We start from the raw sequence: 26,532 nt of genomic DNA, 5'->3' as shown, positions 1-26,532 counted from the left end.
GATAGCGCTTACACTGGCGCTCCTCAGACCGACCACCGAGGCCCCCGGCTTTCTCTTCTGGCGACTTATGCGCATTCTTTGTATCGTGCCGGCCGGCCATGAAGCCGACTATCTGCACAAAGGCCTGAAAGAGCTCGCCTACGGAGTGGATGTTGTTCACAACCTCGAGGATGGTCTGTTCTATTGCGCCGAGACGGCGTACGACGTCCTGATTGCCGGCACCGACGGCGTCACGCAGTCGAGTGTCGAAAGGCTCGTCGCGGCCTGCGCCGGCGCGGCACTGATTGTCATCACGACCGAAGATTCAAGCACCCTGCGCACGGCCGCACTGCGCGCCGGTGCCGATACGTGCCTCACGCGTCCATGGTCGTTCATGGAGCTCCAGGCGCGCTTGCAGGTGCTCGAACGACGCGGCCGAATTCAGGCGTCCGCGTCGCGTGCAGCTTCACATCCCGCTTCACGTCCTGCTCCACATCCTGCTTCGCGCCTTGGGTTGAGCCCCACGTCGAGCCCTGCCCAGCCCGCGCTCACCCGATCGCCAGGACACGCTGCCCCGACGCAGGCACCGTGCGACGCCTCGCCGACTCACCCCGCCGCGATCCTCGATACGCCGCAGGGAACATCGGGGACCACCATGCCCCGGACACCGGCATCGCGCATCATTGAACCCGTGTCATCGGCCCGACCGCCGCTGCTCGTCGACGCATTCCGCCTCGATCCCGCAAGCCGCAGTCTGGTTGCATCCAACGTCTCGGTGCCGCTATCGCGCCGCGAATACCTCGTACTCGAATGCCTGATGCGCGACCCGAACGCCGCGATCAGCCGCGACCAGTTGCTGGCGTATGCCTGGACGCCGAACGAGCATGCCGATGCGTCGACGGTGAACACCCTGATCTCCCGCCTTCGCGCCAAAGCCAGCACGGTGGGCGTGGCCCTGCCGCTCGAAACGGTCGTCGGCCACGGATATCGCTTCCTCGGACTACGCTAGATCCCTCGCACCACCCGATCCGAAAGTCTGTAGTCCGCGCGCCGTTGATGCGAGCCCCGGCTCGAACACGCGAAAAAAAAGCGCGCATAAAAAAAGCCTCTCGCGGACCTTTCCATCCGCAAGAGGCTTAGCTCTACTCTTGTGTTGCTGCTCCCGTCATACAGCGTGCGCACCACGCACCGTATGACGAGCTTTGTTACACGCTTAGAAGCGGTGACGCAGACCCACGGTTGCCGCGACCTGGTTGTCGGTCGACGACGGCGTCAGCGTGTTGATCGACGCATTGGCGAACGGCGTATCGCCACCGCCGTTTGCGTGCTGGTACACGCCTTCCACGTAGACGTCAGTCCGCTTGCTCAGCGCGTAATCCGTCTGCAGCGAAACTTGCTGCCACTTCGGGCTCTGGTTGCCCAGCGTGCCTTCGTACTTGCCATCGGTGAACGTGTACGCACCTGCCAGGCTCAGAGCCGGCGTCAGCGCATAGCGGCCGTTAACTTCGTAGTTGTCGAGGTGCAGGTTTGCGCCGCCGATTGCGTACGAGTTGCCGTTGATGTTCAGGCTGCCGATGTTGTCCAGTTGCGTGTGCGTGTAGACAAAGCCGACTTGTGCCGGGCCGAACGTGTAGTTCGCGCCTGCACCGTACACGCGCTGACGCTGTGCCGCGAACGCGTTGTCGTTATCCGAAGACAGCAACGCGCCGCTCGTGTTGCCGTCCGCGCCGTTGATCTGCATATAGCCTGCGCCAACGCTCAACGGACCGTTCTTGTACGACGCACCCAGGCTGTACGCCCGGTTGTTCGCGAAGTTGCCCGCCTGGTTGCTGAAGCTGTATTGACCGCCGAATTGCAGACCGTACAGGTTTGCGCTCGTGTACTTGACCGAGTTGCTCGTCGAGAACGATGCACCGAGGTTGTCGTTATCGAACGGGTGAGCAGCCAGGTTGTTACGATCGCCCGCGCCCGTGAACGACAGCGGCGACACGAAGTCGACCATCGAGTCGAACTGGCGACCAAACGTCAGCGTGCCGTATTGCGAGTTCTGCAGACCGACATAAGCCTGACGGCCGAAGATGTCGTTGCCGTACTTGTAGCCGCCGTTGTTGATGTTAAAAGCGCTTTCGAGCTTGAAGATCGCGCGGTTACCGCCGCCGAGGTCTTCCGAGCCTTGCAGGCCGAACACATTGGTCGACAGCGCGCCGCTGCCTTGTTGCCATTGCGAATGACCACCTGCGTTATTTGCGTACACCACACCGGCGTCGATCAAACCGTACAGGGTCACGCTGCTTTGCGCGTGAGCCGAAACGGCGAAGGCGCCCGAGAGGGCCGCAACCAGCAGTGTTTTTTTCATGCTTTATAACTCCAGTCCATTACGGGGTAGGCATCAACGGTGTGCTTATTCGTTGCACTGACCGCATGCCGGCCTCTGCCTTGGCCATGCGGCACGTTGACCCTGGGACCGGAGTGTAGAGGTCACTATTGGTGCAACCGACCCCCACGAGTGAAAGAGCGAATTTCAGTATTTGCAATGGACAAATTCGGGAAAACCCGAATCGGGCGCTTCTACCCTCTGAAGTTGTCAGGAATATGACATTGCACGGGAAAATCGACCGAATTTGCCGATCAATTAAGCAGGGACTGCGTTTTACGGGTAAACGCTGACTCAATTACTTGATTGAGTCGAAGGGTTTTATCGTCGCAAATTCACAACGGCTGTTGTTATCGAGCCACTGGCAAACGTTTTGTCGTGATAAAGGGACGCGATCGAAATTAATGCTTGCGGCAGTAGACGGCCGTCAGGAACGGTCCCGCGTGCTTGTATTCGGCCGGACTGCCGGCATCGGCGAGCGCTTTGGCCACCGTCGCGGTCTCGGCCGTGACGACGACGCCATACAACGCGCCGTCCATCGGGTCGCCTTTGCCGGGCCGGAACATGGTGTCGTCCTGCTGATACCCGAGCACGGCGAACACATGCATATTGAATGCGGTCAGGCCTGCGTCGTGCGTCGGCCAATAGACGTTGAGTCCGTCGTCCTCGACGTGCATCGAGTGATCGGCAATCAGATGGCGATCCTGGAGTGACTGGATATAAGCGTGCGCCTGGTCGGTACACGCGAGCGCGTCGTCAACCGGCACGGCATGCGCCGATAACGGGTGCGACAACATGGCGAGCCAACACAGCGCCGCCACGGCTGTGGCCGTGCGCGAACGCATCATGATGTGCCGAGCGATGCGCGCGGCACCCTTCGTCGTTGCATTGCGCAACGCGAGCAAAGAAAACGGATTCATCCTCCCCCAAGCCTCAATGACGTGATCGGGCGCGCTCGCGCCGTCACGCCATCGACGGCTTATACGAGGAGCGCCTCGTCCGCAGGCTGCGTGCCTGCGAGGTCTTTTTCATGCGCCCCACGCGCACTGCGCTTGCGGGGGCTCTGCTGCTCCGCATCGATCGCATCGTCCTCGGCATCGAGGCCCTGATCGGCGATGGCCGCGGACAGGATCATCGCGTTGGCGTTGATCGGTGTCGGCCGCGTCGGAATCGGGCGATACACGTGATCGCCGCGCTCGATATGCATGCCGCTCACCGCACAGGTGCCCGGATGCTTCGCGATGCCCGCGCGCCAGATCTGATCGTTGTAATGACAGAGTGTCGACTCGCGCCACGAGATCGTGACAGTCCGATCGCTCGGCCTGTCGAGCACTTTAACAAAACGGGTAGACGGCGGAAGTGCGGATTCTACCCGGAGCATGGCCGCCCGTACGGTGCGGTCAGTCGAGGCACTCAGTGCGGCGCGTGCTTCACTCGCCGTCTGGCCGCGATGGTCGCTGACTTCGCGACCGCGGTGATCGTCCTGCACGAGCAGACTCACGTTGCCGATGTCCGCCCCGATGGCCGGGCCGCTCGCAGCGGCCGACGTAATCAGGCATAGACGCGTGAGCATGTGGGACCACGGGTCGCCTTTTCGTCTTTTCATATCGATGCCCCTAGTATCGCGCTGGCGAAGGCCGCTTCGACCTTCTCCGGGTGAGCGCATTATGTCCGCTTCAGCCGCGCTCGACTGCCCCTATGAGCGCAACACACTATTACGGCTAACAAAACAAAAAAGGTCGCTATCAGGGCCTCTTCGGTATTGACGGCGTTACATTTTTAATGTTCTGAAACATTCGCCTGCTGAATCGGGCAATTGGCGCCCATTCGGTTCCACCTCTCCGGCCACGCTTCTGACGCCTGCTCGGGCAGCTTTGTTCGGCAATCGCTACAATCTCCGTCGCCGGCCTTCTGATATACCAGTGCCGGCGCAACCGCAAAGACGCATTCATCCTCAAGGAGCAGTCATGGAATATCGGTATCTGGGCGCATCCGGATTCAAGGTGCCCGTATTGAGCTTCGGAACTGGCACGTTTGGCGGTAAAGGCGAATTCTTCAATGCATGGGGCGCGACCGATGTCGCCGAGGCGCGCCGGATGGTTGATATCTGTCTCGATTCGGGTCTCACGATGTTCGACAGCGCCGACGTCTATTCGGCGACGGCCTCGGAATCGATCCTCGGTGAAGCCATCAAGGGACGCCGCGACAAGATCCTGATCTCGACCAAGGCGACGTTCCGCCTGGGCGACGGCCCGAACGATGTGGGCTCGTCGCGGTTTCATTTGATCAAGACCGTCGACGCGCAGCTCAAGCGGCTCGGCACCGACTACATCGACCTGTTCCAGCTGCACGGGTTCGATGCAAAGACGCCGGTGCTCGAAGTGCTGTCGACGCTCGACGACCTCGTGCGCGCGGGCAAGATCCGCTACACGGGCGTGTCGAATTTCTCGGGCTGGCATCTGCAGAAGTCGCTCGATACGTCGGACCGCTACGGCCTCACGCGCTACGTCGCGCACCAGGCCTACTACTCGCTGGTCGGCCGCGACTATGAATGGGAACTCATGCCCCAGGGTCTCGATCAGGGTGTGGGTGCCGTTGTCTGGAGCCCGCTGGGCTGGGGTCGCCTGACGGGCAAGATCCGCCGCGGTCAACCGCTGCCGGCGACGAGCCGCCTGCACAAGACGGCCGAACAAGGGCCGCCGGTGCCGGACGAGCATCTCTATCGCGTCGTCGATGCACTCGACGAGATCGCCAGGGAAACCGGCAAGACGATTCCGCAGATCGCGTTGAACTGGCTGCTGCAGCGTCCGACCGTGTCGAGCGTGATCATCGGCGCGCGTGACGAGGAACAGCTTCGCCAGAATCTGGGTTCGATCGGCTGGAACCTGACGGCGGAACAAGTGGCCAAGCTCGACAAGGCGAGCGAGGTCACCAAGCCCTATCCGTACTGGCATCAAAGCGGCTTCGGCGAGCGCAATCCGTCGCCGGTCTGACGCGGACAGCGATGCGCATCGCACGATTCGGCGCGATGCAATGAACCGCAAGCCCTGCGACGCCCGAGCGTCGCAGGCGCGCACCGCGATTTTTGTCCACTTGTCCGACGCGCGCGACCCGGGATAAGGTCTCCGGCATTCCGAGGCCTTTCTTCCGACTTCACCATGTCCACGCTCGAGGCGCTGCATTCGATCATTCATGATCAGCAGGCTCCGGAAATCATCCGGAACCATGTCACCGATGTACTTCAGTACGCGCTGCGCAATCGCGGCGGCTACTTCACCGACAAGGAACTGAAGTGGCTTGCCGAATGGGACGACACGCGCATCCCGATCGCGGCCAACAAACTGCTCAATGCTTCGAAGGGTTAGTGGCCTGAACCCTCTGCATCTGCACGAACCGCATTCGTCACCGAATCCGGGGTGTTGAACCGAGCGACCCAGCAGCGTGTTTTCAGCCGTTCCTGTTTGCGACGCACTTTCAACCCGTGCTTTCGCGGCCACCGCGCCGCACCCACTGCCACGCTTAGATGCGTGCCTCAGGCATCAATCCAATCCTTCGTAATCTTTGTCGCGGGTTTGTTACGAGTTCTCTGTCCGCTGCCCACCGGGGTACCGCGTTTGAACCGGTAAGCGCACACGAAGTGCGCGGTCCAACTCAAGACGGAGAACAAGCACATGAAACCCACCCTGCGCCATCTCGTTGCCTGCGCTGCCTTCATCGCCGCAGGCGCTGCATCGATCGCTACCGCCACCGCTGCAGAAGTTGTCATCGTCGCCCCGAACGCACCGCCGGCCGAACGCGTTGAAATCGTGCCCGCCGCGCGCGTCGGCTATGTCTGGGACAAGGGACACTGGCGCTGGGAACACGGCCGTTACGTCTGGATCGGCGGCCACTGGCAAGCCGAACGCGTTGGCATGCACTGGGTACCGGGCCACTGGGACGATCACCATGACCACTGGGTCTGGGTTGAAGGCCACTGGGCTTAAGCCGGCTGACGAAGGGATCGCGCCAGGCCGTCAAACGAAGCGCACCCTGTCGTCATTGCAAGCCTGCTGTCGTTGTTCGACAGCAGGCTTTTTTCATGGGCTTTACAAAGCCACTACATCAAATGCAATCAGGCCCGCTACACATCCTGTGCGACGGGCCTGAACGACTACCAGCCTGAAGCGACCGGCGGCACCGCGGCAGCCGGATCCGGCGTCGCGGGACTCCCTTGCCAGCCACCGCCAAGCGCACGGATCAGGTCGACGCGCGAGACCATCTGCGCGCCGGCGAGCTGTGCCGAAGCACGCTGCGCCTGCAACACCGTACGCTGCGAGTCGATCACGTCGAGGTAAGCCACCGACCCTTCCGTGTACTGCGTTTGCGACAGATGCTCTGCACGTTCCGACGCCGACACCGCCAGATCCTGCTGCTTGATCTGATCGTCGAGCAGTCGCAGATTCGACAGGTTGTCTTCGACTTCCTGGAACGCGACGAGCACTTGCTGGCGATAATTCGCGACCTGCTCTTCATACGTCGCGCGCGCCTTGGCCAGATTGCCGCTGCGTGCGCCGCCGTCGAAGATCGGCACGGTCAACGCCGTACCGGCGAGCGGGCCGAGCAGGAACGCACGGCTCGACCACTTGAACAGATCACCCAGCGTCGCCGATTCGAAGCCGCCGGTTCCCGTCAAATTGAGCGACGGGAAATACGCGGCACGCGCGATACCGATGCGCTCGTTGGCCGCGGCCATCGAACGCTCCGCCGCGGCGATGTCCGGGCGGCGTTCGAGCAGCGACGACGGCAAGCCCGCCGGCACCGTCACGTCAACCGTCTTGAGCGGGCTCGGCGCCATCGAGAACTGCGCCGGTGTCTTGCCGAGCAGCACCGCGAGACTATGCTCGGATGCCGCACGCAGACGCGCCACGCCAACCTGATCGGCCTTCGCACTTGCGAGTTCCGACTTGGCCTGTGCCAGATCAAGCTCGCTGATATCGCCGTCGTCGTAACGATGCTGCACCAGCTTCAGCGCCTGCTCACGCAACGACACGGTCTGCGTGAAGATATCGGCTTCCGAATCGAGTTCGCGCAGCTTGTAGTAGTTCTCAGCCACGTCGGCCTGAACCGCGAGCAGCACCGAACGATAGAGCGCCGCGCTTTGCTGTGCTTCGTCCTTCGACGCATTGGCCGTCGCCGCCACCCGGCCGAACAAGTCAACCTCATACGACACCGATGCCTGTGCGCGCCAGATCGTCTGCTCGGGCACGTTCGTGCCGTCCGGCTCGAGCAGCGAGGCGGCCGATGCCTGCTCACGCGTCGGACCGAAGCCGGCGTCGAGCTTCGGGAAGAAGCCCGAACGCGCGGCTTGCTGCAAGCCGCGCGCTTCCTTCAGGCGTGCAGCAGCCGCTGCAACGTTCTGATTGGCCGCGACGGCCTGCGTTTCGAGGTCGTTGAGCGCCGGATCACCGAACACCGTCCACCACTCGCCGCGCGACAACGCTTCCGACGGCGTCGCCGTCTTCCACGTGCCCGTGTCTTCCGGCGAACCCGGGCCTTGCGTCGGCGTTTCCTTGAACGCGGTCGGCAGGCCGAGATCCGGCGTTTCGTACTTCGGCGTCAGCGAGCAACCGGCCACCGCCAGCAACGCCGCGAGCAGCATCGACGCACCGGTCCATCGTTTCATCTGTAAGTAGCTCATGATCATTTCCTCAGGCCTTCTCAGGCCGCACCGTCGAACGACGCATCGACACCGCGCATATGCGGCTGATGTCCATGCTTATCGACGAGCTGCTCACCGCCCGCGAGCTTACGCAGCACCACGTAGAACACCGGCGTGAGACCCAGGCCGAACAGCGTGACGCCCAGCATCCCGAAGAACACCGCAACGCCCATCGCGTGACGCATTTCCGCACCGGCACCCGACGACAGCACGAGCGGCACCACACCCATGATGAAGGCGATCGACGTCATCAGAATCGGACGCAGACGCAGACGGCTTGCTTCGATAGCGGCTTCGACGATCGTGCGGCCCTGCATTTCGAGTTCGCGGGCGAACTCGACGATCAGAATCGCGTTCTTCGCCGACAGACCCACCAGCACCATCAGACCGATCTGCGTGAAGATGTTGTTGTCACCGCCCGTCAGCCACACACCCGTCAGCGCGCACAGCAAGCTCATCGGCACGATCAGAATCACGGCCAGCGGCAGCGTCAGGCTTTCATACAGCGCAGCCAGCACCAGGAACACGAGCAGCACGCTGATCGGGAACACCCAGAGGCCTGCATTGCCAGCAATCACCTGCTGATACGTGAGGTCCGTCCACTCGAACTTGATACCGCGCGGCAGGACTTCGGCTGCGATCTTCTCGGCCGCTGCCTGAGCCTGGCCCGACGAGTAACCCGGTGCCGGACCGCCGTTGATATCCGCCGCCGTGTAGCCGTTGTAGCGCACGACCATTTCCGGGCCGAACGTCGGCGTGACCTTCACGAGCGACGACAGCGGCACCATTTCACCGGCGCTGTTGCGCGTCTTGAGCAGACCGATATCTTCAGGGTGCGCACGGAACGGTGCGTCTGCCTGTACCCGAACCTGATACACACGACCGAACTTGTTGAAGTCGTTCACGTACAGCGATCCCAGATAGATCTGCATCGTGTCGAACACGTCCGTCACGGGCACACCCAGCTGCTTCGCCTTCACGCGATCGAGATCGACGTTGAGCTGCGGCACATTGACCTGATAGCTCGAGAACGTCGGGCTCAGTTCAGGCGTCTGCGCAGCCTTCTTCACAAACGCTTGCGTCGCGTTGGCCAGCTCCTGATATCCGAGCGCGCCACGGTCTTCGAGCTGCATCTTGAAGCCGCCGAGCGTACCGAGACCCAGCACCGGAGGCGGCGGGAACACCGCAACGAACGCGCCCTTCATGCCTGCGTACTGCTGGTTCAGCGCACCGGCAATCGCACCGGCGGACATCGCCTTGTTGCCCTTGCGCTCCTCAAACGGCTTGAGCGCGATAAACACAATGCCGGCGCTCGACGAATTCGTGAAGCCATTGACCGACAGGCCCGGGAATTCGACCGCGTTTTCCACGCCAGGCTGCTTGAGCGCGATATCGCTCATCTGGCGAATCACTTCTTCCGTGCGGTCGAGCGATGCGCCGTTAGGCAACTGCGCGAAGCTCACGAGGTATTCCTTGTCCTGCGCAGGCACGAAACCGCCCGGCACGACCTTGCTCATCAGCACCGCACCCGCCAGCAGCACGACATAGACACCCATCGCGAGCGCCTTGCGGTTGATCACACCCGCGACGCCATGGCCATACTTCTCAGAGCCGCGATGGAACACATGGTTAAAGCGACGGAAGAAGCCGCCGAACACCTTGTCCATCCCGCGCGTGAGCCAGTCCTTCTTGTCGTGGTGGCCCTTGAGCAGCAGTGCCGACAATGCAGGCGACAGCGTCAGCGAGTTGAACGCCGAAATCACCGTCGAGATCGCGATGGTCATCGCAAACTGCTTGTAGAACTGACCCGTGAGGCCCGACATGAACGCGAGCGGCACGAACACGGCGACCAGCGTCAGCGCGATGGCGACAATCGGCCCGCTCACTTCTCGCATCGCCTGATACGTCGCCTCTCGCGCACTCAAGCCTGCTGCGATGTTCCGCTCGACGTTTTCGACGACCACGATCGCATCGTCCACCACGATCCCGATCGCGAGCACCATCCCGAACAGCGACAACGCGTTGATCGAATATCCAAAGCCCAGCAACAGCGAGAACGTACCGACGATCGACACCGGCACGGCAAGCAGCGGAATGATCGAGGCGCGCCACGTCTGCAGGAAGATGATCACAACGATCACGACCAGCGCGATGGCTTCAAGCAGCGTATGCACGACAGCGTGAATCGACGAACGCACGAACTGCGTCGGGTCGTACACGATGCGGTATTCGACGCCCGGCGGCATGTCCTTCTGCAGCTCGGCCATCGTCTTGCGGACTTCGTCCGAGATGGCGAGCGAGTTCGCACCCGGCGACTGGTTAATCGCCATGGCCACAGCCTGGTGATTGTTCAGCAGCGCGCGCAGACCGTATTCCGACGCGGCCAGCTCGACACGTGCCACATCGCGCAAGTGCGTGACCGAACCGCTCGAATCCGCCTTGAGAACGATGTCACCAAACTCTTCCGGCGTCTGCAGACGACCTTGCGTGTTGACCGACAACTGCAGCGGCACATTCGACGGCATCGGCGATTCGCCGATCACACCGGCTGCAACCTGCACGTTCTGCTCGCGGATCGAGTTGACGACGTCAGTCGCCGTCAGGCCACGCTGCGCGACCTTCTGCGGATCGAGCCACACGCGCATCGAGTAGTCACCCGAGCCCCAGAGCTGGACCTGGCCCACGCCCTGAATCCGTTCGAGGCGGTCCTTGACGTTGATCAGCGCGTAGTTGCGCAGATACGTCATGTCGTACCGGTTGTTCGGCGAGATCAGGTGGACCACCATCGTCAGCGTCGGCGACGCCTTGATGGTCGTCACGCCCAGACGCTGCACGTCGTCCGGCAGACGCGGCAGCGCCTGCGACACGCGGTTCTGCACGAGCTGCTGTGCGAGGTCCGGGTTTGTGCCGAGCTTGAACGTGACGGTCGTCGTCATATTGCCGTCGCTGTTCGCCTGCGACTGCATATAGAGCATGTTCTCGACGCCGTTGATCTGCTCTTCGAGCGGCGACGCCACCGTTTCAGCGATGACCTTCGGGTTCGCGCCCGGATACTGCGCGTGCACGAGCACCGACGGCGGCACCACTTCGGGGTACTCCGAGATCGGCAGATTGAACAGCGAGATCACGCCGCCCAACAATAAAAGTATCGACAGCACGCCGGCAAAGATTGGCCGGTCGATAAAAAACTTGGAGATATTCACAGCATTCCCGCCTGTATGAGCTTGTCCTGCCAGGTTTGTTGATCCGGGAGACGGGATATCCAGGCTGTGGTGGAGCGGCGTTTCTGGTCATCGGCGCTCGCCCATGACCAGGCCATGAACGCGACGCAAACGTTCGCCATGTCGGGCGTTGCGAATCCGCTAACAACGACGCATTCGCGTGCCCTTCACGACTCAACCGGAACTGCAGATAAAACGCCACCCTGCGTCGTGAATCGACGCATTGCACGTACTGCCTGGAAATCACGTCGCCCGAAGGCGATCAGGCCATCCCTGACTTCAGGAGCCTTGCGCCGCGGGTTGCGGCCCCGCTGCCATCTGGACCATGTTCGGCCGCACGGGGTCACCAGGGCGAACACGTTGCAGACCGTTGACGACGATGCGCTCGCCCGGCTTGAGACCCGAAGCGATCACACGCAGGCCATCGTGTAGCGGCCCGAGTTGCACTTCGCGGTACTGGGCCTTGTCCGTCGAGTCGACGACCATGACGTACTTCTTGTCCTGGTCGGTGCCGACCGCGCGGTCGTCGATCATGACGGCCGGGTGCGGCGAGCCGCCACCGACCTCGACGCGAGCAAACAAGCCCGGCAACAGCGCGCCGTCCTTGTTGTCGAAACGCGCACGCACGCGGATCGTGCCGGACGTCGTATCGAGCTGGTTGTCGACCGAGTCGACGACACCGTTGCGCGAATAACCGTCTTCATTGGCCAGACCCAGATGCACGGGCACCGAACCGCCCTTCGCGCTCTGGCTCAGGTACTGAAGATAGGTTTGTTCGTCGACATTGAACGAGGCGTAGATCGGCGAGACGGACACGAGCGTCGTCATGATGGCCGAGTTCGCACCGGCGCTCACGATATTGCCCACGGTCATCTCGGCACGCGAAACACGACCCGCCACCGGTGCAACAACCTTCGTGTAACCGAGGTTGATCTGCGCCTGCTCGAGCGCGGCCTTCGCGGCCTTGAGGTTCGCGATGCCTTCGCGTGCCGCGTTGTCCTTCTGATCGAAGTCACGCTTGGCGATCGCGTTGTCGCCGATCAGGCGTTGCGCACGCGCGAAATCCGTCGTCGCGTAGTTCTCTTGTGCTTCGGCAGCAGCGAGCTGCGCGGCTGCGCGGTCCACTTCCGCCTGATACGGGCGCGGATCGATCGTGAACAGCGGGTCACCCTTCTTCACGAGCGAGCCGTCCTTGAAGTAGACGGCGACGATCGTGCCCGACACGAGCGGACGAATCTCGACCTTGTCGATCGCTTCGAGGCGGCCCGAATAGCCTTGCCAGTCCGTGATCGTCTTGGCGATGACCGGTGCCACATCGACTTCAGCGGCTTGCGGCATTTGCGCCGCATGCGCCTCGGACGACCGGTCAAGGTGGAATGCCGTGATCGTGCCTGCTACCGCGACAGCCAGCGTCGCAGCGACAGAGATCACGATGTGCTTGCTTTTGGGTTTCATAACGAAGCTCCGGAGCGAGTGTTGTTATTGGTTATTTGTTATTTGAAATCAGAGGTTGGCCGCCAGCGCCGTCGGCGAGGCCGCCGAAACCGGTGCAGCAAGCTGCTGCCTGAAAAAGGTACTGAGCTCGTCGAGCACTTCGGGCAGCGACGGCAAGGCCGAGTGCTTCGCGCTCTTGTGGCGGCGAACCTGCGTCGGCACGCCGGCCGAGATCAGGTTGCTCGCATAGCGTTCGGCCTCGATATGTAACAGGTCGTGTTCCGCACTCGCGATAAACGCGGCCGGCAAGCCCGCAAGGCGCGTCGACTCGAGCGGCGCCGCGTACGGATGCAGGCGCTGCGCGGGTTCGGGCAGATACGCGCGGTAGCAGCGCGCGCATTCCGACACGTCCGTATCGGCCTCGCGCAGCTTCCGTTCGTCGGCGATGCGCGTCATGCTCGGATCGAGCAACGGCGCCAGCAGCGCCTGCGCCCGAATCGGCACTTCGCCGCGGTCGCGCGCAATCAGCGTCAGGCTCGCGGCGATATTCGCGCCAGCGTCATGGCCTGCGACGCCGATGCGCTGAGGCGCGCCGCCGTAAGCGCGGGCATTGACGAACGCCCAGCGCGCCGCGCGATACGCGTCTTCAGGCGCGGCGGGGAACGGAAATTCGGGCGCGAGTGAGTACCCGACCGAAACGACGATCGCCGGCGTGCGCAGTGCAAGCTCCGAAGCCGTCATTTCCGCGTCCGCAAGCGAGCCGCTGACAAATCCACCGCCATGGAAATACAACACGACCGGTAGGGATTTGGCGTGCGGCACGGGGCGGTATACACGCAGCGAAATCGGCTGTGCGTGCCCCGCGATGCGAACGTCTTCGACTTTGAGCTGATAAGCCATAGAGGCTGAATCCGATGGACAACCCGTATTGACACGAGTGTGATGTTGCAATGCACTGCATTCTGCCGTCGGCTGAAATATTGATAAATGCCTATAATCCGGCAACACAATTCACTCGCTCTGAACAATCGCGGGTTGTTGCGTGTGCAACGATTCGGCCCATCCGCCGGTCGTGCTGGGTATCAAGGGGCAAAAAATATGGACCGTCTGCAAGCCATGCAGGTATTCACCCGGGTCGTCGAGAGCAACAGTTTCTCGCGGGCCGCCGACACGCTCGACATGCCGCGCGCGTCGGTCTCGACGATCATTCAGAACCTCGAGTCGTTCCTCGGCGTGCGTCTGCTTCAGCGCACGACACGCCGGCTGAACCTCACGCCTGACGGCGCGGCGTACTACGAGCGGTGCGTGCGCATCCTCGCCGACATCGAGGAAACGGAATCGGCCTTCCATGAGGGCAGCAAAACGCCGCGCGGGCGGTTGCGCATCGATATGCCGCCGAGTATCGGCAAGCTGATGCTGCTGCCGGCACTACCGGATTTCCGCGCGCGTTACCCGGATATCGAGCTTGTGATCGGCATGGGCGACAAGCCTGTCGACCTGATCCAGGAAGGGGTCGACTGTGTGCTGCGCGTGGGTACACTTCAGGATTCGAGCCTTGTCGCACGACGTATTGGCGTGTTTCAGGGGGTCACGTGCGCGAGTCCCGGGTATCTCGAGCGTCATGGCGAACCGCATACGCTCGAAGACCTGCAGAACCATATGGCGGTCAACTACTTCTCGAGCCGCACGGGCCGCGTGATCGACATGGACTTTATGGTCAACGAGCAGGCGACCGAGATCAAAGTGCCGAGCACCATTGCGGTCAACGACGCTGAAGCCTATATGTCGTGCGGTGTCGATGGGTACGGGATCATCCAGCCCGCGCGCTTTATGGCGCTGCCGTATTTGCGTTCGGGACAGCTCAAGGAAATCCTGCCGCAATGGAAGCCGCAGCCGATGCCGATCTCGGCGGTGTACCCGCATAACCGGCATTTGTCGTCGAAGGTGCGAGTTTTCGTCGAGTGGGTTGCGGAGATTTTCGAGCGTTGCCCGCTGCTGCAAGGGCAGGATGAGTCGGCGATGCATTGCCTGCCGACGACCGCCCCTGCTGGCGCGGTCCGTTCGCGCCTGCAGATCCCGACCGTTATTGATGCGTCGGAGATGGTGATCTGACGGGATCGGCCTGCACGCGTCGGTGCGCCAGCGCCGACGCGCTGTTTCTGACCGCCCAGCGAATCGGCTTGACGGAGAGGCGCGTGGTTGTGTGAAGCGCCGCGCTGACGGCCGGCCTCAGAGGTTCGCGGCCGAACAACTCGAGCGCCCACGGCGGCAGCAAATCCACCGCCGCGCGCTTGACGAGCCACGTGAACCAGCGCGACGACGTGCCTGGCGAAGGCGCGTCCATCACAATGTCGAACACTTCGAGCGTGCGCGCGTCGCACCGGAGCAAGCCGCGTCGTTCATCGAGGTAGCGTTCGATCGCCGAACGCGAACGCGGCACGTGCGCCGCACCGAGACGTTCGGCAATCAACGCGTATTCATCGAAGTACTGGTCCTGGCGCGCGGGCGACAAATGCGGGTTCTTGTAGCGCAGGTGCGATTGCAGAAAGCTGTGCACTTCGGCGACGTGAACCCACGTCAGCAGTTCAGGATCGGTCGCCGAATACGCCCGCCCATCCTTCGTCTCGCCTTTGACTTCAAGGTGAATCGCTTTGACCCGCTCGATCAGGCGCTCGGCGTCGTAGGTGCTGCCAAACGTCGTGCCGGCGATGAACTGCGCCGTGCGGCGCAGACGGCCGAGCATATCGGCGCGGAAGTTCGAATAGTCGAGAACGCCGGCCAGCGCCAGTGGATCGAGCATCTGAAGCAGCAAGGCGCTCATGCCGCCGATCAGCATCGAGCTGAAATCACCATGCACTTCCCAGCACGCCGCGCCGGGGCCGAATAATCCACGGTCGCCGGGCGGATTGAGAAAATCGAGCTTCAGCGGTGCGCGCGCCGGCATCGAAATGCCCAACACCTGCCCTTCAATCTGCTTGCGCACGTATTCCTTGACCATCTGACGCCCCGATGCCGATTCGTGTCCGCTATTCAGCGGATAAGTAGGAGTGGATTGTCGCACCGGGAGTGGGGAGTCGTCCTGCTTCGATTCTGTACCTCGCGGGTGATGGCTGGCGTCGGCCACGCGGCGAGTACCTTCGTGTCGGAATCGACGCGCGTGTTCCGTTATTGACCGTAGCCGGACGCTTTTGGCAAACCAACACGCATGCAAAAATCTTCGAATTCTGCATTGCTACGGAACTGCGCGTTGCAAAAATCGAAAGTCTGCCCGCCGTAGCTGAACCGCACTCGCTCTCGCAACCGTCGAGTCAGTGCATTGTCGAATCTGAGCGATAAGTCTCTGACAAATCGGTTGGGATTTTCAATCCGCGCGAGCGGAATCACGCATGGATTTTGTCCAGACAATTTCGATCCAAAAACAGTGAGCCTGCCCGGCGAAATCAACAAGGTGCGGCTAGTCCAGTGCACGGTCAAGCTACCTACCATTGCAACGGCGGCTCCTATTCCGAGTCCATACTGAAGTATCTCATCGTGCTGTGCGAGCGTGAGTCCGGAAAAGCGCGACCACCCCAATATCCCATACCAGGATGTCGTCGGAAAAAAATGAATACAGGCAATCAAGGGGACGCACACTACGACAATGGCAACCGCCGCCCAGAACCGGCCAGTCAGACGGTACTCATGTGAATTCATTTCAGTCGGCATGATATCGATCACCCGAAAAATTTATTGATTGCTTCTTAATTGAATTCTCCATCCTTTGCATGATACTCAAAGAAAATCCAACAGAAATTCATTGCTCAGACAAATCCATCTATAGCATTATTGTTTAATCGGCACCTATTTCATCCATAGGTGTTTTCCCGTTGAATGAGAAAATCACATTCGCCGATGGGCAAATGGAAAGGTGAAGCAAGCTTTCCGCGATCTGCGGCATTCCAACGAAGTACCTTGCGTGTAGTCATACCGGTGACGTAGTGGGCGGTGTCTCGTCCCGGATTGCGAATCAGGCTTTGCTTCGACGGCCCTCGGAACTCCCATCAAGAAGGAGCGAACGCCTTCCATCGTAGGAGTCATCCGCCATCGCGAATCGACCCGTGCCTCCCGCAATGACGCTAAGTCGCCGCCCTTTCATTCGGAATATCTGACCGATGACCCGAGTTTGCCGTGACGAGCCCCTCCCGCGTTTAGCTCCACCCCACCCCCGCTAAACACCCGTTTCACAATTGTCTGTTCGTTTTCAAACACTTGTCTGTGGAATTCGCGTTTCCCCGTGATCACGAAAAAAATACGGATATAGGCGTGATCTCGGCATCTATTCCTCGTTTTGACCGACGCTTCCAAGCTTCATCATGCGTTCACTCTCGAACTATCACGGGGTTTTGCGTGCTCGCAGCAGGCTTGCGCGACGGCAGGACCCCAAGAACAACAGCTCATCGACGACGCGTGCAGCCCGCCCAAGCTCACTGGCCGCCGGACAAGGACACCGATGAAAGTGATGCGCACTGAAGCGTGGACATCGAACCTGCCCATCCAAGGAGGGCCGGTCGTTCGCGCATTGCTGATCGCCCTGAGCGTCGGCCTGCTCTGTTATGTGAGCATCGAACTGACGGAGGCCAACGAACGTCTGGCCGTCGTCTGGCCCGCCAACGGCGTGGTGCTGGGCCTGTTGCTCACCGGCCAGAGCCGCTCGTGGTTCCGCACGATTGCCTGGGCCTGGGTCGGCAACATCGTCGCGAACCTCGCCGCCGGCGATCCGCCGATCACGGCGTGCCTGCTTGCACTGACTAATTCCGTTGAAATCGCCATCGCGGCGCTGGGATGCCGTTCGTCGAACGTCGGCCGTCGTCATTTTGGCGAACCCCTGTGGGTGCTGCGTTTTGCGGTGTCGGCGATCGTAGTCGCGCCGGCCATTGCGACGTTTGCCGCGACCACGGTCCTTTATCTCGCCTCAGGCGCGCCGCCCGTGGCCACCTTCGCTCGCTGGTTTCCCGCCGATGCGCTCGGCATCGCGATGTGCGCGCCTGTGACGATGGTGCTGTTCGGTGCGAGCGATATGCGCATCGCCAATCCGGCGCGGCTCCTTCGTATCGTGTTGTCGCTCGCCTTTGTGCTGGCAACGACGACCGCGGTGTTTGCGCAGTCGCACGCACCGCTGCTCTATCTGATTTACCTCGCACTCGGCGTCGCCATCTTCAATGCCGGGTTCTCGGGTGCGGTGATCGGCCTGGGGGCAAGTATGGTGATCGCCATTGCGTTCACCGTGCGCGGCACCGGCCCGTTCATGCTGTTGCACACCAATACGATGGCGGAGCGCATTCAGCAGCTGCAGCTGTTTTTCGGTGCGGCGCTCGCCTTCACGTACCCGCTGTCGTCGCTGCAGATGCAACGGCAACGCCTCGCCGACAAGCTCCGCGTCAGCGAACAGCGCTTCCGCACGCTTGCGGAACATGCCTCGGACGTGATCATTCGGATGGATGCGTCGATGCGGCTCACGTATGTGTCGCCTTCGGTGCGCGAGATCTTCGGTTACGAGCCCGAAGCGCTGATCAAGATGTCGAAGTGGTCGCTCGTGGTGCCGGAAGATGTGCCGCGCGTGCGCAGTGCGTTCGAACGCGTGCGCTTGTCGCTCGGTCGTGAGACGTTCAACTACCGTGTGCAGCGTGTCGATGGCGAAGAGGTTTGGGTCGAAACGATTCTGCGGGCGGTGCGCGTCGAGTCGGAAGACGACGAGACGGGCGAACTCATCGAATTTATCGGCGCCACGCGCGATATCACGGAACGCAAGAAGGTCGAGCAGGCCCTCGAGCAAACCAATGCGCGCCTCAGCGAGCTTGCCCACCGCGATGGCCTGACCGAGTTGTACAACCGCCGGTTCTTCGACGAAGCGCTCGAACGCGAGTACCGTCGTGCTCGCCGCGACAACGCGATGGAGATCTCGCTGCTGATGATCGACGTCGACTACTTCAAGCAGTACAACGACGTGCACGGTCACCAAGCCGGTGACGAATGCCTGAAGAAGGTCGCCGTGGCGATCGGTCGTGCATGCAAGCGCCCGCCCGATACGCCCGCTCGCTACGGTGGTGAAGAATTCGCCGTCATTCTGCCGAACACGTCGTTCGACGGCGCGGCCGTGCTGGCCGAGCGCATGCGCGTGCAGATCAGTGCGTTGTTGCTGAACGAACCGGGCGAGCCGGACCGCCGTGTGACGGTCAGTATCGGTGTTGCGTCGATTTCGCCGTACTACGACACGAAGGACATGCTCGTGCGTAAGGCCGATGAAGCGCTCTATCGCGCCAAGGCGTTTGGTCGCAATCGTGTGTGGCCGGCCGCTGAGGATCTTCGTCCGGCGGACTTCAGGAACACGGAGACCGTTAGCGAAGAAACGATCTCCGTGGCGGAACCCCACAAGGTCGAGACTTCGGCCGCGTGATGAGATGTTTGACGGCGGCGATGCGTGCACCGCACGCCGCCGCCACCGAGCCGGCGGGCTCGTTTCCTAACGCGGCAGCCGTAAATTGATCAGCGCTTCCGCTGCGTACGCGCCGGCACTTTGACCCATCCGGTGCAGGCGCGTTACCGACAACGCGCGAGTCATCTCTTGCAGCGCGATCCTCTGAGAATCAATCCTCGCGTCGCGGCGCATCGGTCAGCAGCCGCACTTTCACACGCTTGCCCTTGATCTTGCCCGACGACAGGCGATTGACGGCATCGCGCGCAATGTCCCGCGCAACGGCCACGTAGGTCGACATGTCGGTCACGTTGATCTTGCCGATCTTCTTGCCGTCGAGCCCCGCTTCACCTGTCATCGCGCCCAGCACGTCGCCGGGCCGGATCTTTTCCTTGCGCCCGCCGAGAATCTGCAGCGTCACCATCGGCGGCTGCAGCGGCGTGTTGCTTGCCGGCGTGAGCTCCGACAACGAATGCCACGTGACCTCGCGGCCTTGCGCTTGCTCGATGTTCGCGACACGACCCATTTCGTCCATGCTCGCGAGGCTCCAGGCCCATCCTTCCTCATCGGCACGACCCGTGCGGCCGATCCGGTGGACATGGACTTCCGGATCCGGCGTCACATCGACGTTGATCACGGCTTCGAGCTGAGCGATATCCAGGCCGCGTGCCGCGACGTCGGTCGCGACCAGCACTGAGCAACTGCGGTTGGCAAACTGGATCAGCACCTGATCCCGATCGCGTTGTTCGAGGTCGCCGTGAAGCGCAAGCGCTTCGAACCCTTCGGCACGCAGCACATCGACCAGGTCGCGGCACTGCTGCTTCGTGTTGCAGAACGCGATCGCACTGACCGGCCGGTAGTGATTCAGCAGCATACCGACCGTGTGAAGGCGATCGTGATCGGCCACTTCGTAGAAGCGCTGCCGAATCTTCGTCTCGGCGTGCGTCTGCTTCAACATGATCTGGCGCGGCGCACGCATGAACTGCTGGCTCAGCTTCGCGATGCCGTCGGGATACGTCGCCGAAAACAGCAGCGTCAGGCGTTCTTTCGGGCACTGGCGCACAACCGTCGCGATTTCGTCGAAGAAGCCCATGTCGAGCATGCGGTCCGCTTCGTCGAGCACCAGCGTGTTCAATCCGGACACGTCCAGCGAACCCCGTTCGAGGTGATCGAGCAGACGGCCCGGCGTGCCGACGACGATATGCGCACCGTGTTCGAGGCTGTTGATCTGCGGGCGCAGCGGCGTGCCACCGCACAGCGACAGGACCTTGATGTTGTCTTCCGCGCGAGCAAGACGGCGGATTTCCTGCGTAACCTGATCGGCGAGTTCGCGCGTCGGGCACAAGACCATCGCCTGGACCGCGAAGCGTTTCGCGTCGAGACGCGACAGCAGCGCGAGCGCAAACGCGGCCGTCTTGCCGCTACCCGTGCGGGCCTGTGCGATCAGATCGTGGCCGGCGAGCGCAAGCGGCAGCGTCTCAGCCTGAATCGGCGTCATGCGCAGGTAGCCGAGCTGCTCGAGGTTGCGCAGCATCGACGCCGACAGCGGCAGTGCGCTGAACGGTGCGTCTTGCGCATTGGCGCGGGCCTGTGCCTGCGCGTCGCGCGGGGTATCGGCGCCGGGGGTCGCGGCAGGATTGGTTTCGGTCATCGACGTCTCTCGTTACTGGCGGGGTTGTTCATAGACGACCGTACCGTCCTTCTTCGTGACCTGCTCGACATAGTTGCGAGCACCGCACATCGGGCAGCGAAATAGCATGCCCTGCCCTTCGTTATGAATCTCGACTTCGGACGGATCCCACTGCGCTCCGCACGACTGGTTTTTACACGTGAACATCGGCTTCTCCAGAACAGGGCGCCATTTTACTTCGGGTCGCGATGGGCACCGAAATCGGTGCGATTAATCTGCATGAGCACCGAGATGAATCTGAACACATACGCTGCTTCTAAGACCTTCAGGATAGGTTTAAGCCAAACAGGAATATTCCGAACGATATAGCTCCTCATAGGCCGTCAGGCTAGCTGTTGCGGGGGAAAGTGCGTCGATAAAATGGCTCATCGCTTTTGTCTCGCTTCGATTGGCCGTAGGAGTCTCCATGGACCTCACCAGCAGTGCAGCAATGTGGGCAGCGTTTAGCGCAATGTTCACTGCGTGGGGCATCGCGTCCGTGTGGGTGCCCGCTCTCTCTCCGATGATCGGATCGATGCTGATCCTGCTCACGGACGATATTCGTGTTCGGCATGACGCCCATCGCACTCCTTCAAGCGAGGTCAAGGCGCTACTCGCGGCTCCGTATGTTGACGGACAGCTTGGCTACGTCGCACTCGCATGGTGTGCAGCGGGACTGTTCGAGATGGGGACGCTAAGGACATGCGTTCCAGACACCAAATATGAAATGTTCGCGGCCTTCCTCTACGTCGGAGCATTTATCGGAGCCATGATCGCCGCCGCAGGTGCAGTACCGGGCACCCTACCGCTCAAAAAACGGGGCAAGTCTCTTCCGAAGTTGCCGCCCCGCTCGCTCGGCGGCCGCCCCTTCCTATGGTCGCTTGGCATCAGCGTCATTGCATGTTTCTTAATGTCGTGCGTCCACACAACACTGGACGCGTCTATCAAGGGAGAAATCACATGTCAGAAGAGTCGTATGGCATTTCAGAAGGCACCTTTCGCTTGGTTTCCTACGTGATCGTCGCTGGGCTTTCGGTCATGTATACGTTAGCGGCAGTCATCTTTCTGATGCCACCTAACTGACTGCTCACCGCTACGACGTCGTCAATCAAAGGAAACCTCTCATGTCTGAAAAAACTCGTATGTGGGTGACAGAACTGATCGTCGCCGTGCTCGCTTCTGCAGGTACGTTGCTTTGGGTCTACTTCAGGTACGGGTGGCCGTTCAAAGCGGGCTAAAAAGATACTTCCCACGGGTACACATATGCAAACACAACCAATCTGGCTCTCATATGACATGGGGATCCCCGGCGACTACGAGGGGCTCTACACGTGGCTCGATCTCCACACCGCAACGGTGTGTGGTCGGTGCTTCGCGTTTCTCAACTACTCGTATGAGAACGACCTCAAGCGCGAACTCGCGGACGAATTGCGTCGCACATTCGAATTGTCGACTCGGGCGACTTTCTACATCGTCTATGCCGACGCTCAAGATCAGAAGGTCAAGGGCACATTCGTCATCGGGCGGCGCCGCTCGACGCCTTGGCATGGGCACGCGGACATCGCCGTACCGGATGACATCGCATCATGAGACTTCGCTGCGCTGAAGCCGTCCCGACATCGCGTTTCCCCTAACTTCCCATCTTTGCGGGGAGGGGCACTCGGACTGATCGACGGATCCGTTCGTGCCCCGCATCAATCAGGGCTGCTTCGCGCGCTCATCGTTCTTTCACCCCCATATCAAACTAATTTCATTTTCCCAACGGAATAACTTCAAACACCGTTTCGTTTATACGGGAGGAATCGGACGCGTTCGCATTTCTCCTGTGGTTTGACCACCGTCCGGATCGTTGAATTCATCCGCTGCTCACTGAAGCGTGACACGACCGATATGATCGACCTTGCTTCGCAGTACGAAATCGTCAGCGACGAGGCGGGTTTCCGCGCCCTCGAAACCGAATGGAATGCACTCTGGGACCGCGCGCAAGGCCGTTATTACCAGGCCTTCACGGTCTGTCAGCTCGCCTGGCAGCACGTCGGCAAGCCTCTCGGCCGACGACTGCGCTGCATTGTCGGACGTCGTGATGGACGCGTCGTCGTGATCTGGCCACTCGTCACCTACCGAAAGTGGCTGTGGAACTATGTGCTGCCGCTGAGCCCCGACGCGGGCGACTACACCAGCGTGCTCGTCGAAGAAGGACCGGGTGCATCGACGCTGGTCGCCGGTGCCTGGGAGGTCGCGCGCCGGCGCTGCGGCGCCGACTTCCTCCAGATGCCCTATCTCCGGGAAACCCAGGATCTGTATCGCATCGCTTCACGCGAACGCCGCACGCTGCTTGCGACCCGCCACGATGCATGGGTCGCGAAGCTACGCAGCGAAGGCGAGTGGGAACCCTTTTGCCAATCGCTCGGCACGCTGTTCCGCAAGAAGCCCGGCACGTTCGCTCGGCGCCTTTCCAAGGAAGGCGACGTACGGGTGCAGATGACCGACCCTTCAGACCGAACGTCAAACACGCGTTTCGTAGACTGGCTGCTCGAGCACAAACGCGAATGGGGTGAGCGTGTCGACAAGATGGAGAGCTGGATCACTTCGCCTCACTATCGCGACTTTCTTGTTGACCTGCTGACCCCGCACGACGGCGAACCGATGGCACGCATGATCGTCGTCACGCTCGATGACGAGCCGGTCGCCGCGCTGATCACCAGCATCGGCAACCCCTGCGCCCACGCGATCATCGGCGCATTTGACGCACGCCATGGCAAGGCCAGCCCAGGATCCATCGCGGTCGAACAAGGTGTTCGATGGTCGTTCGATCATCGATGGGACCTCGATTTCGGCGTCGGATCCGAGCCCTTCAAGTCGTATTGGTGCCGCGGCAAGGCCTCCCAAGTGTGGACGCTGCATCTCATCAATTCACGTTGGGGCCATGCAGCCATACTGCTCAAGCGCACCCTGCGTCAATTCTTTCGGAACACGAACGAACCCGAACTGCAACACACTGACAACAACCCTGATTGCGCAAAGACCTCCCTAACCTAAGAATACGGGTCAAGCTCGCTCGAATTGCGCCGTAAAGCACTCATACGGGCAAGTCCGCCGTTCGGCGAAGCCAACCGACATGCATGCGGGTGGCCTCGCCGTTGGACAACCATCGAGCGTCGGAGGAATGATGACCAAGGGTTTATCCGTAGCACTGAATAGCACGCGCGCACTGGGCGTCTTTTGCGCGCGCATCGTATCGGCAGCCGTTGCGCTGTGCGGCCTCGCACTTGGCGCAGGCGCTGTGTGGTTTATCGTCGATCGCGTCGGTCTCGACACATGGACGAGCAATCCGGTGACCGTCGTTGTCGCCGCGTTTTTCACACTCGCTTATCTCGCCGCCGTCCTGATGGTCCTCGGCATCGCAATCGCAGGCAGCGTTCGCGCCATGAGCGTCGACCTGCGCCGCGGTGGACGCCTTGTTCGGCGTGCGGTGCGCCGCGCGGTGACCACGCCCCGCAGCGAATCGGCCGAATCGGACCGTCCCGTTTCTGCGCTTTAAGTCTGCGCTCATCGCACGCTAGAATCACACGGCAGTCGAACCGGACGAACTGAAACCGCGGCTCGCGCACTCGCGCGCACGGTTTCGTTCCTTCCGTCTCCGTGTGGATTCCTTCGAGCGTGCGATCGATGTCCGTCTCCCCGCTGCCTTCTCTCAAGACGCTGGTGCGAGCGTTCGCCTGCTGCGCGCTCGTCACAGCAAGCTTCGTAGTCACCGCCCCTCCATGCGACGCTCAGGCAACGGCACAGGCCGCACCGCTGACTCCCGCCGGATCCGCGAGCCGCGGCAAGGTCTACTTCTCCCAGCATTGCGCGATCTGCCATGCCGACAAGATTGGCGCCGACGGCTCGCCGATCAACGAGCAAGGACCGGGTCTGGTCGGTGTGCTCGGCCGGCGTTCCGGGAGCCTGTCCGGCTTCTCGTATAGCGATGCGCTCGGCAAGGCCGGCCTGACCTGGGACCCCGCCACGCTCGACCGATTCCTGACGAACCCGGCCGCAGCGGTCCCCGGCACCACGATGCCAGCGTCGATCCGCAGCGCGGGCGACCGGCATGACGTCATTGCCTATCTGGCGACGTTGACGCCCCAACGCGCTGAGCGCGCCTCGGAAACGGCAGTCCCTTCGCAGGCAGGAGCTTCGTCGCAATCCCCAGCGGTCCCGCAGGCAAGAGCATCGTCGCAAGCACCGGGCGCATCACAATCGGCCTCGGTATCGCAAACGGCGAACTCGTCTCAGCCGCCGGCGTCATCACAAGCGCCGTCAACGTCCGATTTCCACGCCAGCGACTGGCAAAACGCGTCGCCGGGTGTCGCGCACCGGATCACCGTGTCGGACTTGCCGGCCCCCTACGCGAGCAAGTCTTCGGGCAACGGCCCCCAAGTCGTCAAGCAACCCGCGTCCGCATCGCTTGCCGTACCGCCCGGTTTCTCTGTCCATCTATTCGTATCGGGGCTGACCAATCCACGCATTCTGCGAGTGGCGCCCAACGGCGACATCTTCGTCGCAGAGACCGCCGAAAATCGGATTCGCATCCTGCGTGCAGCGGACGGGGCCGCGACACCGAGTGCCAACGAGATCTATGCAGACGGTCTCGACCGCCCCTTCGGCATCGCGTTTTATCCGCCGGGCAACCATCCGCAGTGGCTGTACGTGGCCAACAACAACTCGGTGGTCCGCTTCCCCTATCATCCCGGCGACCTCAAGGCGCAGGGTGAAGCCGCGGTCGTCGTACCGCACCTCACCGATAGTCGTGGCGGCCATTCAACCCGTGACGTGGCGTTCTCGCTCGACGGCAAACGCATGTTCATCTCGATCGGATCGGGATCGAACGTCGCCGACGGCATGAGCCGCAAGAGCCCCGAAGCAATCGATCGGTGGGAGGCCGACCACGGTCTTGGTGCGGCATGGGACAGCGAAGAACAACGCGCGACGATCGTCGTCACCGATCCTGAAGGTCATGCACCGCTGCGCAACTTCGCGACCGGGATTCGCAACGGCGTCGGCGTCGCCGTCGATCGCACGACCGGCGAACTCTGGACGTCGACCAACGAACGCGACGGCCTCGGCGACGACATCGTGCCCGACTACATCACGCGCGTCAGCGAAGGCGCGTTCTACGGCTGGCCGTGGTACTACCTCGGCAACCACGAAGATCCGCGGCACGCGAACGAACGACCCGATCTTGCCGGCAAGATCCGCATACCCGATGTGCTGTTGCAGGCCCATTCGGCTTCGCTCGAGATGTGCTTCTACACCGCGACGCAGGGTCCGGCCGCGTTCCCTGCTGAATATCGCGGCGACATCTTCGCGGCGTTCCACGGCTCATGGAATCGGAGCACGCGCACGGGCTATAAGGTGGTGCGAGTCCGCCTGAACCACGGTGTGCCCACGGGCGAGTACGACGACTTCCTGACGGGATTTGTCGCGAGCGATCGCACGGTGTGGGGGCGTCCGGTGGGCGTTGCCGTCGCACATGACGGTGCATTGCTTGTATCGGAAGACGGCAACGGGACGATGTGGCGCGTTTCCTATTCCGCGCATTGAACCTCAAACCTCCATGACACACCGCGACAGATCTCTGGTCGGCGTGCGTCATATTCGCGGCGTACACTCGATCCCGGTTGCCACTAACGCAGAACGACATCTTCGGCGGCATTCAACGGA

22 protein-coding genes are annotated in these 26,532 nt (G+C 61.6%); 11 read left to right on the top strand and 11 right to left on the bottom strand.

The window, feature by feature from the left end; all coding sequences use genetic code 11:
* Positions 1–67 precede the first annotated feature (67 nt).
* Complete coding sequence (locus ACMFWR_RS19505; RefSeq protein ID WP_413196342.1) at positions 68–988, top strand: winged helix-turn-helix domain-containing protein; 921 nt, start codon at positions 68–70, stop codon at positions 986–988.
* A gap of 204 nt (positions 989–1,192) precedes the next feature.
* Here the strand turns inward: ACMFWR_RS19505 and ACMFWR_RS19500 are convergent, their stop codons facing one another.
* From ACMFWR_RS19500 to ACMFWR_RS19490, 3 genes are all read right to left on the bottom strand, one after another.
* Complete coding sequence (locus tag ACMFWR_RS19500) at positions 1,193–2,335, bottom strand: porin (RefSeq protein WP_413196341.1); 1,143 nt, start codon at positions 2,333–2,335, stop codon at positions 1,193–1,195.
* A 419-nt stretch (positions 2,336–2,754) separates the two neighbouring features.
* Positions 2,755–3,273 (bottom strand): hypothetical protein, encoded by a 519-nt coding sequence (locus ACMFWR_RS19495; RefSeq protein ID WP_413196340.1) that lies wholly within the window; start codon positions 3,271–3,273, stop codon positions 2,755–2,757.
* Between the two features lie 59 nt (positions 3,274–3,332).
* A complete protein-coding gene (locus tag ACMFWR_RS19490) occupies positions 3,333–3,959 on the bottom strand; it encodes a DUF3331 domain-containing protein (protein ID WP_413196339.1) in 627 nt (208 codons plus the stop codon).
* A gap of 361 nt (positions 3,960–4,320) precedes the next feature.
* On the opposite strand from ACMFWR_RS19490, the gene ACMFWR_RS19485 reads away from it, so the two are divergent.
* The 3 genes from ACMFWR_RS19485 to ACMFWR_RS19475 all read left to right on the top strand — a co-directional run bounded on the left by ACMFWR_RS19485 (position 4,321) and on the right by ACMFWR_RS19475 (position 6,336).
* Entirely contained in the window at positions 4,321–5,346 is a 1,026-nt protein-coding gene (locus ACMFWR_RS19485; RefSeq protein ID WP_413196338.1) for an aldo/keto reductase, read from the top strand.
* 165 nt (positions 5,347–5,511) lie between these two features.
* Positions 5,512–5,718 (top strand): hypothetical protein, encoded by a 207-nt coding sequence (locus tag ACMFWR_RS19480; RefSeq protein WP_413196337.1) that lies wholly within the window; start codon positions 5,512–5,514, stop codon positions 5,716–5,718.
* 306 nt (positions 5,719–6,024) lie between these two features.
* Positions 6,025–6,336: a hypothetical protein gene (locus ACMFWR_RS19475; RefSeq protein ID WP_413196336.1), complete on the top strand. Its 312-nt coding sequence runs from the start codon at positions 6,025–6,027 to the stop codon at positions 6,334–6,336.
* Positions 6,337–6,503: 167 nt separating this feature from the next.
* On the opposite strand, the gene ACMFWR_RS19470 is transcribed toward ACMFWR_RS19475, so the two are convergent.
* The 4 genes from ACMFWR_RS19470 to ACMFWR_RS19455 form a co-directional block, all read right to left on the bottom strand.
* A complete protein-coding gene (locus ACMFWR_RS19470; RefSeq protein WP_413196335.1) occupies positions 6,504–8,036 on the bottom strand; it encodes an efflux transporter outer membrane subunit in 1,533 nt (510 codons plus the stop codon).
* A gap of 14 nt (positions 8,037–8,050) precedes the next feature.
* Positions 8,051–11,254 (bottom strand): efflux RND transporter permease subunit, encoded by a 3,204-nt coding sequence (locus ACMFWR_RS19465; RefSeq protein ID WP_413196334.1) that lies wholly within the window; start codon positions 11,252–11,254, stop codon positions 8,051–8,053.
* Between the two features lie 297 nt (positions 11,255–11,551).
* Positions 11,552–12,727: an efflux RND transporter periplasmic adaptor subunit gene (locus ACMFWR_RS19460; protein WP_413196333.1), complete on the bottom strand. Its 1,176-nt coding sequence runs from the start codon at positions 12,725–12,727 to the stop codon at positions 11,552–11,554.
* 48 nt (positions 12,728–12,775) lie between these two features.
* Positions 12,776–13,606 carry an alpha/beta hydrolase gene (locus tag ACMFWR_RS19455; protein WP_413196332.1) on the bottom strand — a complete coding sequence of 277 codons (831 nt, stop codon included), beginning with the start codon at positions 13,604–13,606 and terminating at the stop codon, positions 12,776–12,778.
* A 198-nt stretch (positions 13,607–13,804) separates the two neighbouring features.
* Between ACMFWR_RS19455 and ACMFWR_RS19450 the strand changes: the two genes are divergently transcribed.
* Positions 13,805–14,818, top strand: coding sequence for a LysR family transcriptional regulator (locus ACMFWR_RS19450; RefSeq protein ID WP_413196331.1), 1,014 nt, complete (start codon positions 13,805–13,807; stop codon positions 14,816–14,818).
* Here the strand turns inward: ACMFWR_RS19450 and ACMFWR_RS19445 are convergent.
* Both ACMFWR_RS19445 and ACMFWR_RS19440 read right to left on the bottom strand, forming a co-directional pair.
* Positions 14,790–15,704 carry an oxygenase MpaB family protein gene (locus tag ACMFWR_RS19445; RefSeq protein WP_413196330.1) on the bottom strand — a complete coding sequence of 305 codons (915 nt, stop codon included), beginning with the start codon at positions 15,702–15,704 and terminating at the stop codon, positions 14,790–14,792. The genes ACMFWR_RS19450 and ACMFWR_RS19445 overlap by 29 nt on opposite strands.
* A 167-nt stretch (positions 15,705–15,871) precedes the next feature.
* The gene (locus ACMFWR_RS19440) at positions 15,872–16,411 is read right to left on the bottom strand and encodes a hypothetical protein (RefSeq protein WP_413196329.1); all 540 of its coding nucleotides are present in this window, start codon (positions 16,409–16,411) and stop codon (positions 15,872–15,874) included.
* A gap of 784 nt (positions 16,412–17,195) precedes the next feature.
* Here ACMFWR_RS19440 and ACMFWR_RS19435 point away from each other — a divergent pair.
* Positions 17,196–19,139 carry a diguanylate cyclase gene (locus ACMFWR_RS19435; protein WP_413196328.1) on the top strand — a complete coding sequence of 648 codons (1,944 nt, stop codon included), beginning with the start codon at positions 17,196–17,198 and terminating at the stop codon, positions 19,137–19,139.
* A 190-nt stretch (positions 19,140–19,329) separates the two neighbouring features.
* Here ACMFWR_RS19435 and dbpA read toward each other — a convergent pair whose 3' ends face one another.
* Together dbpA and ACMFWR_RS19425 are read right to left on the bottom strand one after the other, a co-directional pair.
* On the bottom strand, positions 19,330–20,808 hold the full coding sequence (gene dbpA, locus ACMFWR_RS19430; protein WP_413196327.1) for an ATP-dependent RNA helicase DbpA: 1,479 nt from the start codon (positions 20,806–20,808) through the stop codon (positions 19,330–19,332).
* 12 nt (positions 20,809–20,820) lie between these two features.
* Positions 20,821–20,994: a hypothetical protein gene (locus ACMFWR_RS19425; RefSeq protein WP_413196326.1), complete on the bottom strand. Its 174-nt coding sequence runs from the start codon at positions 20,992–20,994 to the stop codon at positions 20,821–20,823.
* Positions 20,995–21,253: 259 nt separating this feature from the next.
* Here ACMFWR_RS19425 and ACMFWR_RS19420 point away from each other — a divergent pair, with 259 nt between their 5' ends.
* The 5 genes from ACMFWR_RS19420 to ACMFWR_RS19400 all read left to right on the top strand — a co-directional run bounded on the left by ACMFWR_RS19420 (position 21,254) and on the right by ACMFWR_RS19400 (position 26,412).
* The gene (locus tag ACMFWR_RS19420; RefSeq protein ID WP_413196325.1) at positions 21,254–21,844 is read left to right on the top strand and encodes a hypothetical protein; all 591 of its coding nucleotides are present in this window, start codon (positions 21,254–21,256) and stop codon (positions 21,842–21,844) included.
* Between the two features lie 245 nt (positions 21,845–22,089).
* The gene (locus ACMFWR_RS19415; RefSeq protein ID WP_413196324.1) at positions 22,090–22,416 is read left to right on the top strand and encodes a hypothetical protein; all 327 of its coding nucleotides are present in this window, start codon (positions 22,090–22,092) and stop codon (positions 22,414–22,416) included.
* A 300-nt stretch (positions 22,417–22,716) separates the two neighbouring features.
* A complete protein-coding gene (locus tag ACMFWR_RS19410; RefSeq protein ID WP_413196323.1) occupies positions 22,717–23,865 on the top strand; it encodes a GNAT family N-acetyltransferase in 1,149 nt (382 codons plus the stop codon).
* Between the two features lie 127 nt (positions 23,866–23,992).
* On the top strand, positions 23,993–24,367 hold the full coding sequence (locus tag ACMFWR_RS19405; protein ID WP_413196322.1) for a hypothetical protein: 375 nt from the start codon (positions 23,993–23,995) through the stop codon (positions 24,365–24,367).
* A gap of 128 nt (positions 24,368–24,495) precedes the next feature.
* The gene (locus ACMFWR_RS19400; protein WP_413196321.1) at positions 24,496–26,412 is read left to right on the top strand and encodes a PQQ-dependent sugar dehydrogenase; all 1,917 of its coding nucleotides are present in this window, start codon (positions 24,496–24,498) and stop codon (positions 26,410–26,412) included.
* Positions 26,413–26,532: the final 120 nt, after the last annotated feature.

This window comes from Pararobbsia alpina (assembly GCF_965118125.1).
GTDB lineage: Bacteria > Pseudomonadota > Gammaproteobacteria > Burkholderiales > Burkholderiaceae > Pararobbsia > Pararobbsia alpina_A.
The sequence above is the reverse complement of the archived record's forward strand: the minus strand, read 5'-3'. Positions and strand labels throughout refer to the sequence as shown.

What these genes read in the sequence shown, in the direction of transcription:
- ACMFWR_RS19505 (WP_413196342.1), top strand. Translation starts at nt 68, where the DNA reads ATGCGCATTCTTTGTATCGTGCCGGCCGGCCATGAAGCCGACTATCTG.
- ACMFWR_RS19500 (WP_413196341.1), bottom strand. Translation starts at nt 2,335, where the DNA reads ATGAAAAAAACACTGCTGGTTGCGGCCCTCTCGGGCGCCTTCGCCGTT.
- ACMFWR_RS19495 (WP_413196340.1), bottom strand. Translation starts at nt 3,273, where the DNA reads ATGAATCCGTTTTCTTTGCTCGCGTTGCGCAATGCAACGACGAAGGGT.
- ACMFWR_RS19490 (WP_413196339.1), bottom strand. Translation starts at nt 3,959, where the DNA reads ATGAAAAGACGAAAAGGCGACCCGTGGTCCCACATGCTCACGCGTCTA.
- ACMFWR_RS19485 (WP_413196338.1), top strand. Translation starts at nt 4,321, where the DNA reads ATGGAATATCGGTATCTGGGCGCATCCGGATTCAAGGTGCCCGTATTG.
- ACMFWR_RS19480 (WP_413196337.1), top strand. Translation starts at nt 5,512, where the DNA reads ATGTCCACGCTCGAGGCGCTGCATTCGATCATTCATGATCAGCAGGCT.
- ACMFWR_RS19475 (WP_413196336.1), top strand. Translation starts at nt 6,025, where the DNA reads ATGAAACCCACCCTGCGCCATCTCGTTGCCTGCGCTGCCTTCATCGCC.
- ACMFWR_RS19470 (WP_413196335.1), bottom strand. Translation starts at nt 8,036, where the DNA reads ATGATCATGAGCTACTTACAGATGAAACGATGGACCGGTGCGTCGATG.
- ACMFWR_RS19460 (WP_413196333.1), bottom strand. Translation starts at nt 12,727, where the DNA reads ATGAAACCCAAAAGCAAGCACATCGTGATCTCTGTCGCTGCGACGCTG.
- ACMFWR_RS19455 (WP_413196332.1), bottom strand. Translation starts at nt 13,606, where the DNA reads ATGGCTTATCAGCTCAAAGTCGAAGACGTTCGCATCGCGGGGCACGCA.
- ACMFWR_RS19450 (WP_413196331.1), top strand. Translation starts at nt 13,805, where the DNA reads ATGGACCGTCTGCAAGCCATGCAGGTATTCACCCGGGTCGTCGAGAGC.
- ACMFWR_RS19445 (WP_413196330.1), bottom strand. Translation starts at nt 15,704, where the DNA reads ATGGTCAAGGAATACGTGCGCAAGCAGATTGAAGGGCAGGTGTTGGGC.
- ACMFWR_RS19440 (WP_413196329.1), bottom strand. Translation starts at nt 16,411, where the DNA reads ATGCCGACTGAAATGAATTCACATGAGTACCGTCTGACTGGCCGGTTC.
- ACMFWR_RS19435 (WP_413196328.1), top strand. Translation starts at nt 17,196, where the DNA reads ATGAAAGTGATGCGCACTGAAGCGTGGACATCGAACCTGCCCATCCAA.
- dbpA (WP_413196327.1), bottom strand. Translation starts at nt 20,808, where the DNA reads ATGACCGAAACCAATCCTGCCGCGACCCCCGGCGCCGATACCCCGCGC.
- ACMFWR_RS19425 (WP_413196326.1), bottom strand. Translation starts at nt 20,994, where the DNA reads ATGTTCACGTGTAAAAACCAGTCGTGCGGAGCGCAGTGGGATCCGTCC.
- ACMFWR_RS19420 (WP_413196325.1), top strand. Translation starts at nt 21,254, where the DNA reads ATGGACCTCACCAGCAGTGCAGCAATGTGGGCAGCGTTTAGCGCAATG.
- ACMFWR_RS19415 (WP_413196324.1), top strand. Translation starts at nt 22,090, where the DNA reads ATGCAAACACAACCAATCTGGCTCTCATATGACATGGGGATCCCCGGC.
- ACMFWR_RS19410 (WP_413196323.1), top strand. Translation starts at nt 22,717, where the DNA reads ATGATCGACCTTGCTTCGCAGTACGAAATCGTCAGCGACGAGGCGGGT.
- ACMFWR_RS19405 (WP_413196322.1), top strand. Translation starts at nt 23,993, where the DNA reads ATGATGACCAAGGGTTTATCCGTAGCACTGAATAGCACGCGCGCACTG.
- ACMFWR_RS19400 (WP_413196321.1), top strand. Translation starts at nt 24,496, where the DNA reads ATGTCCGTCTCCCCGCTGCCTTCTCTCAAGACGCTGGTGCGAGCGTTC.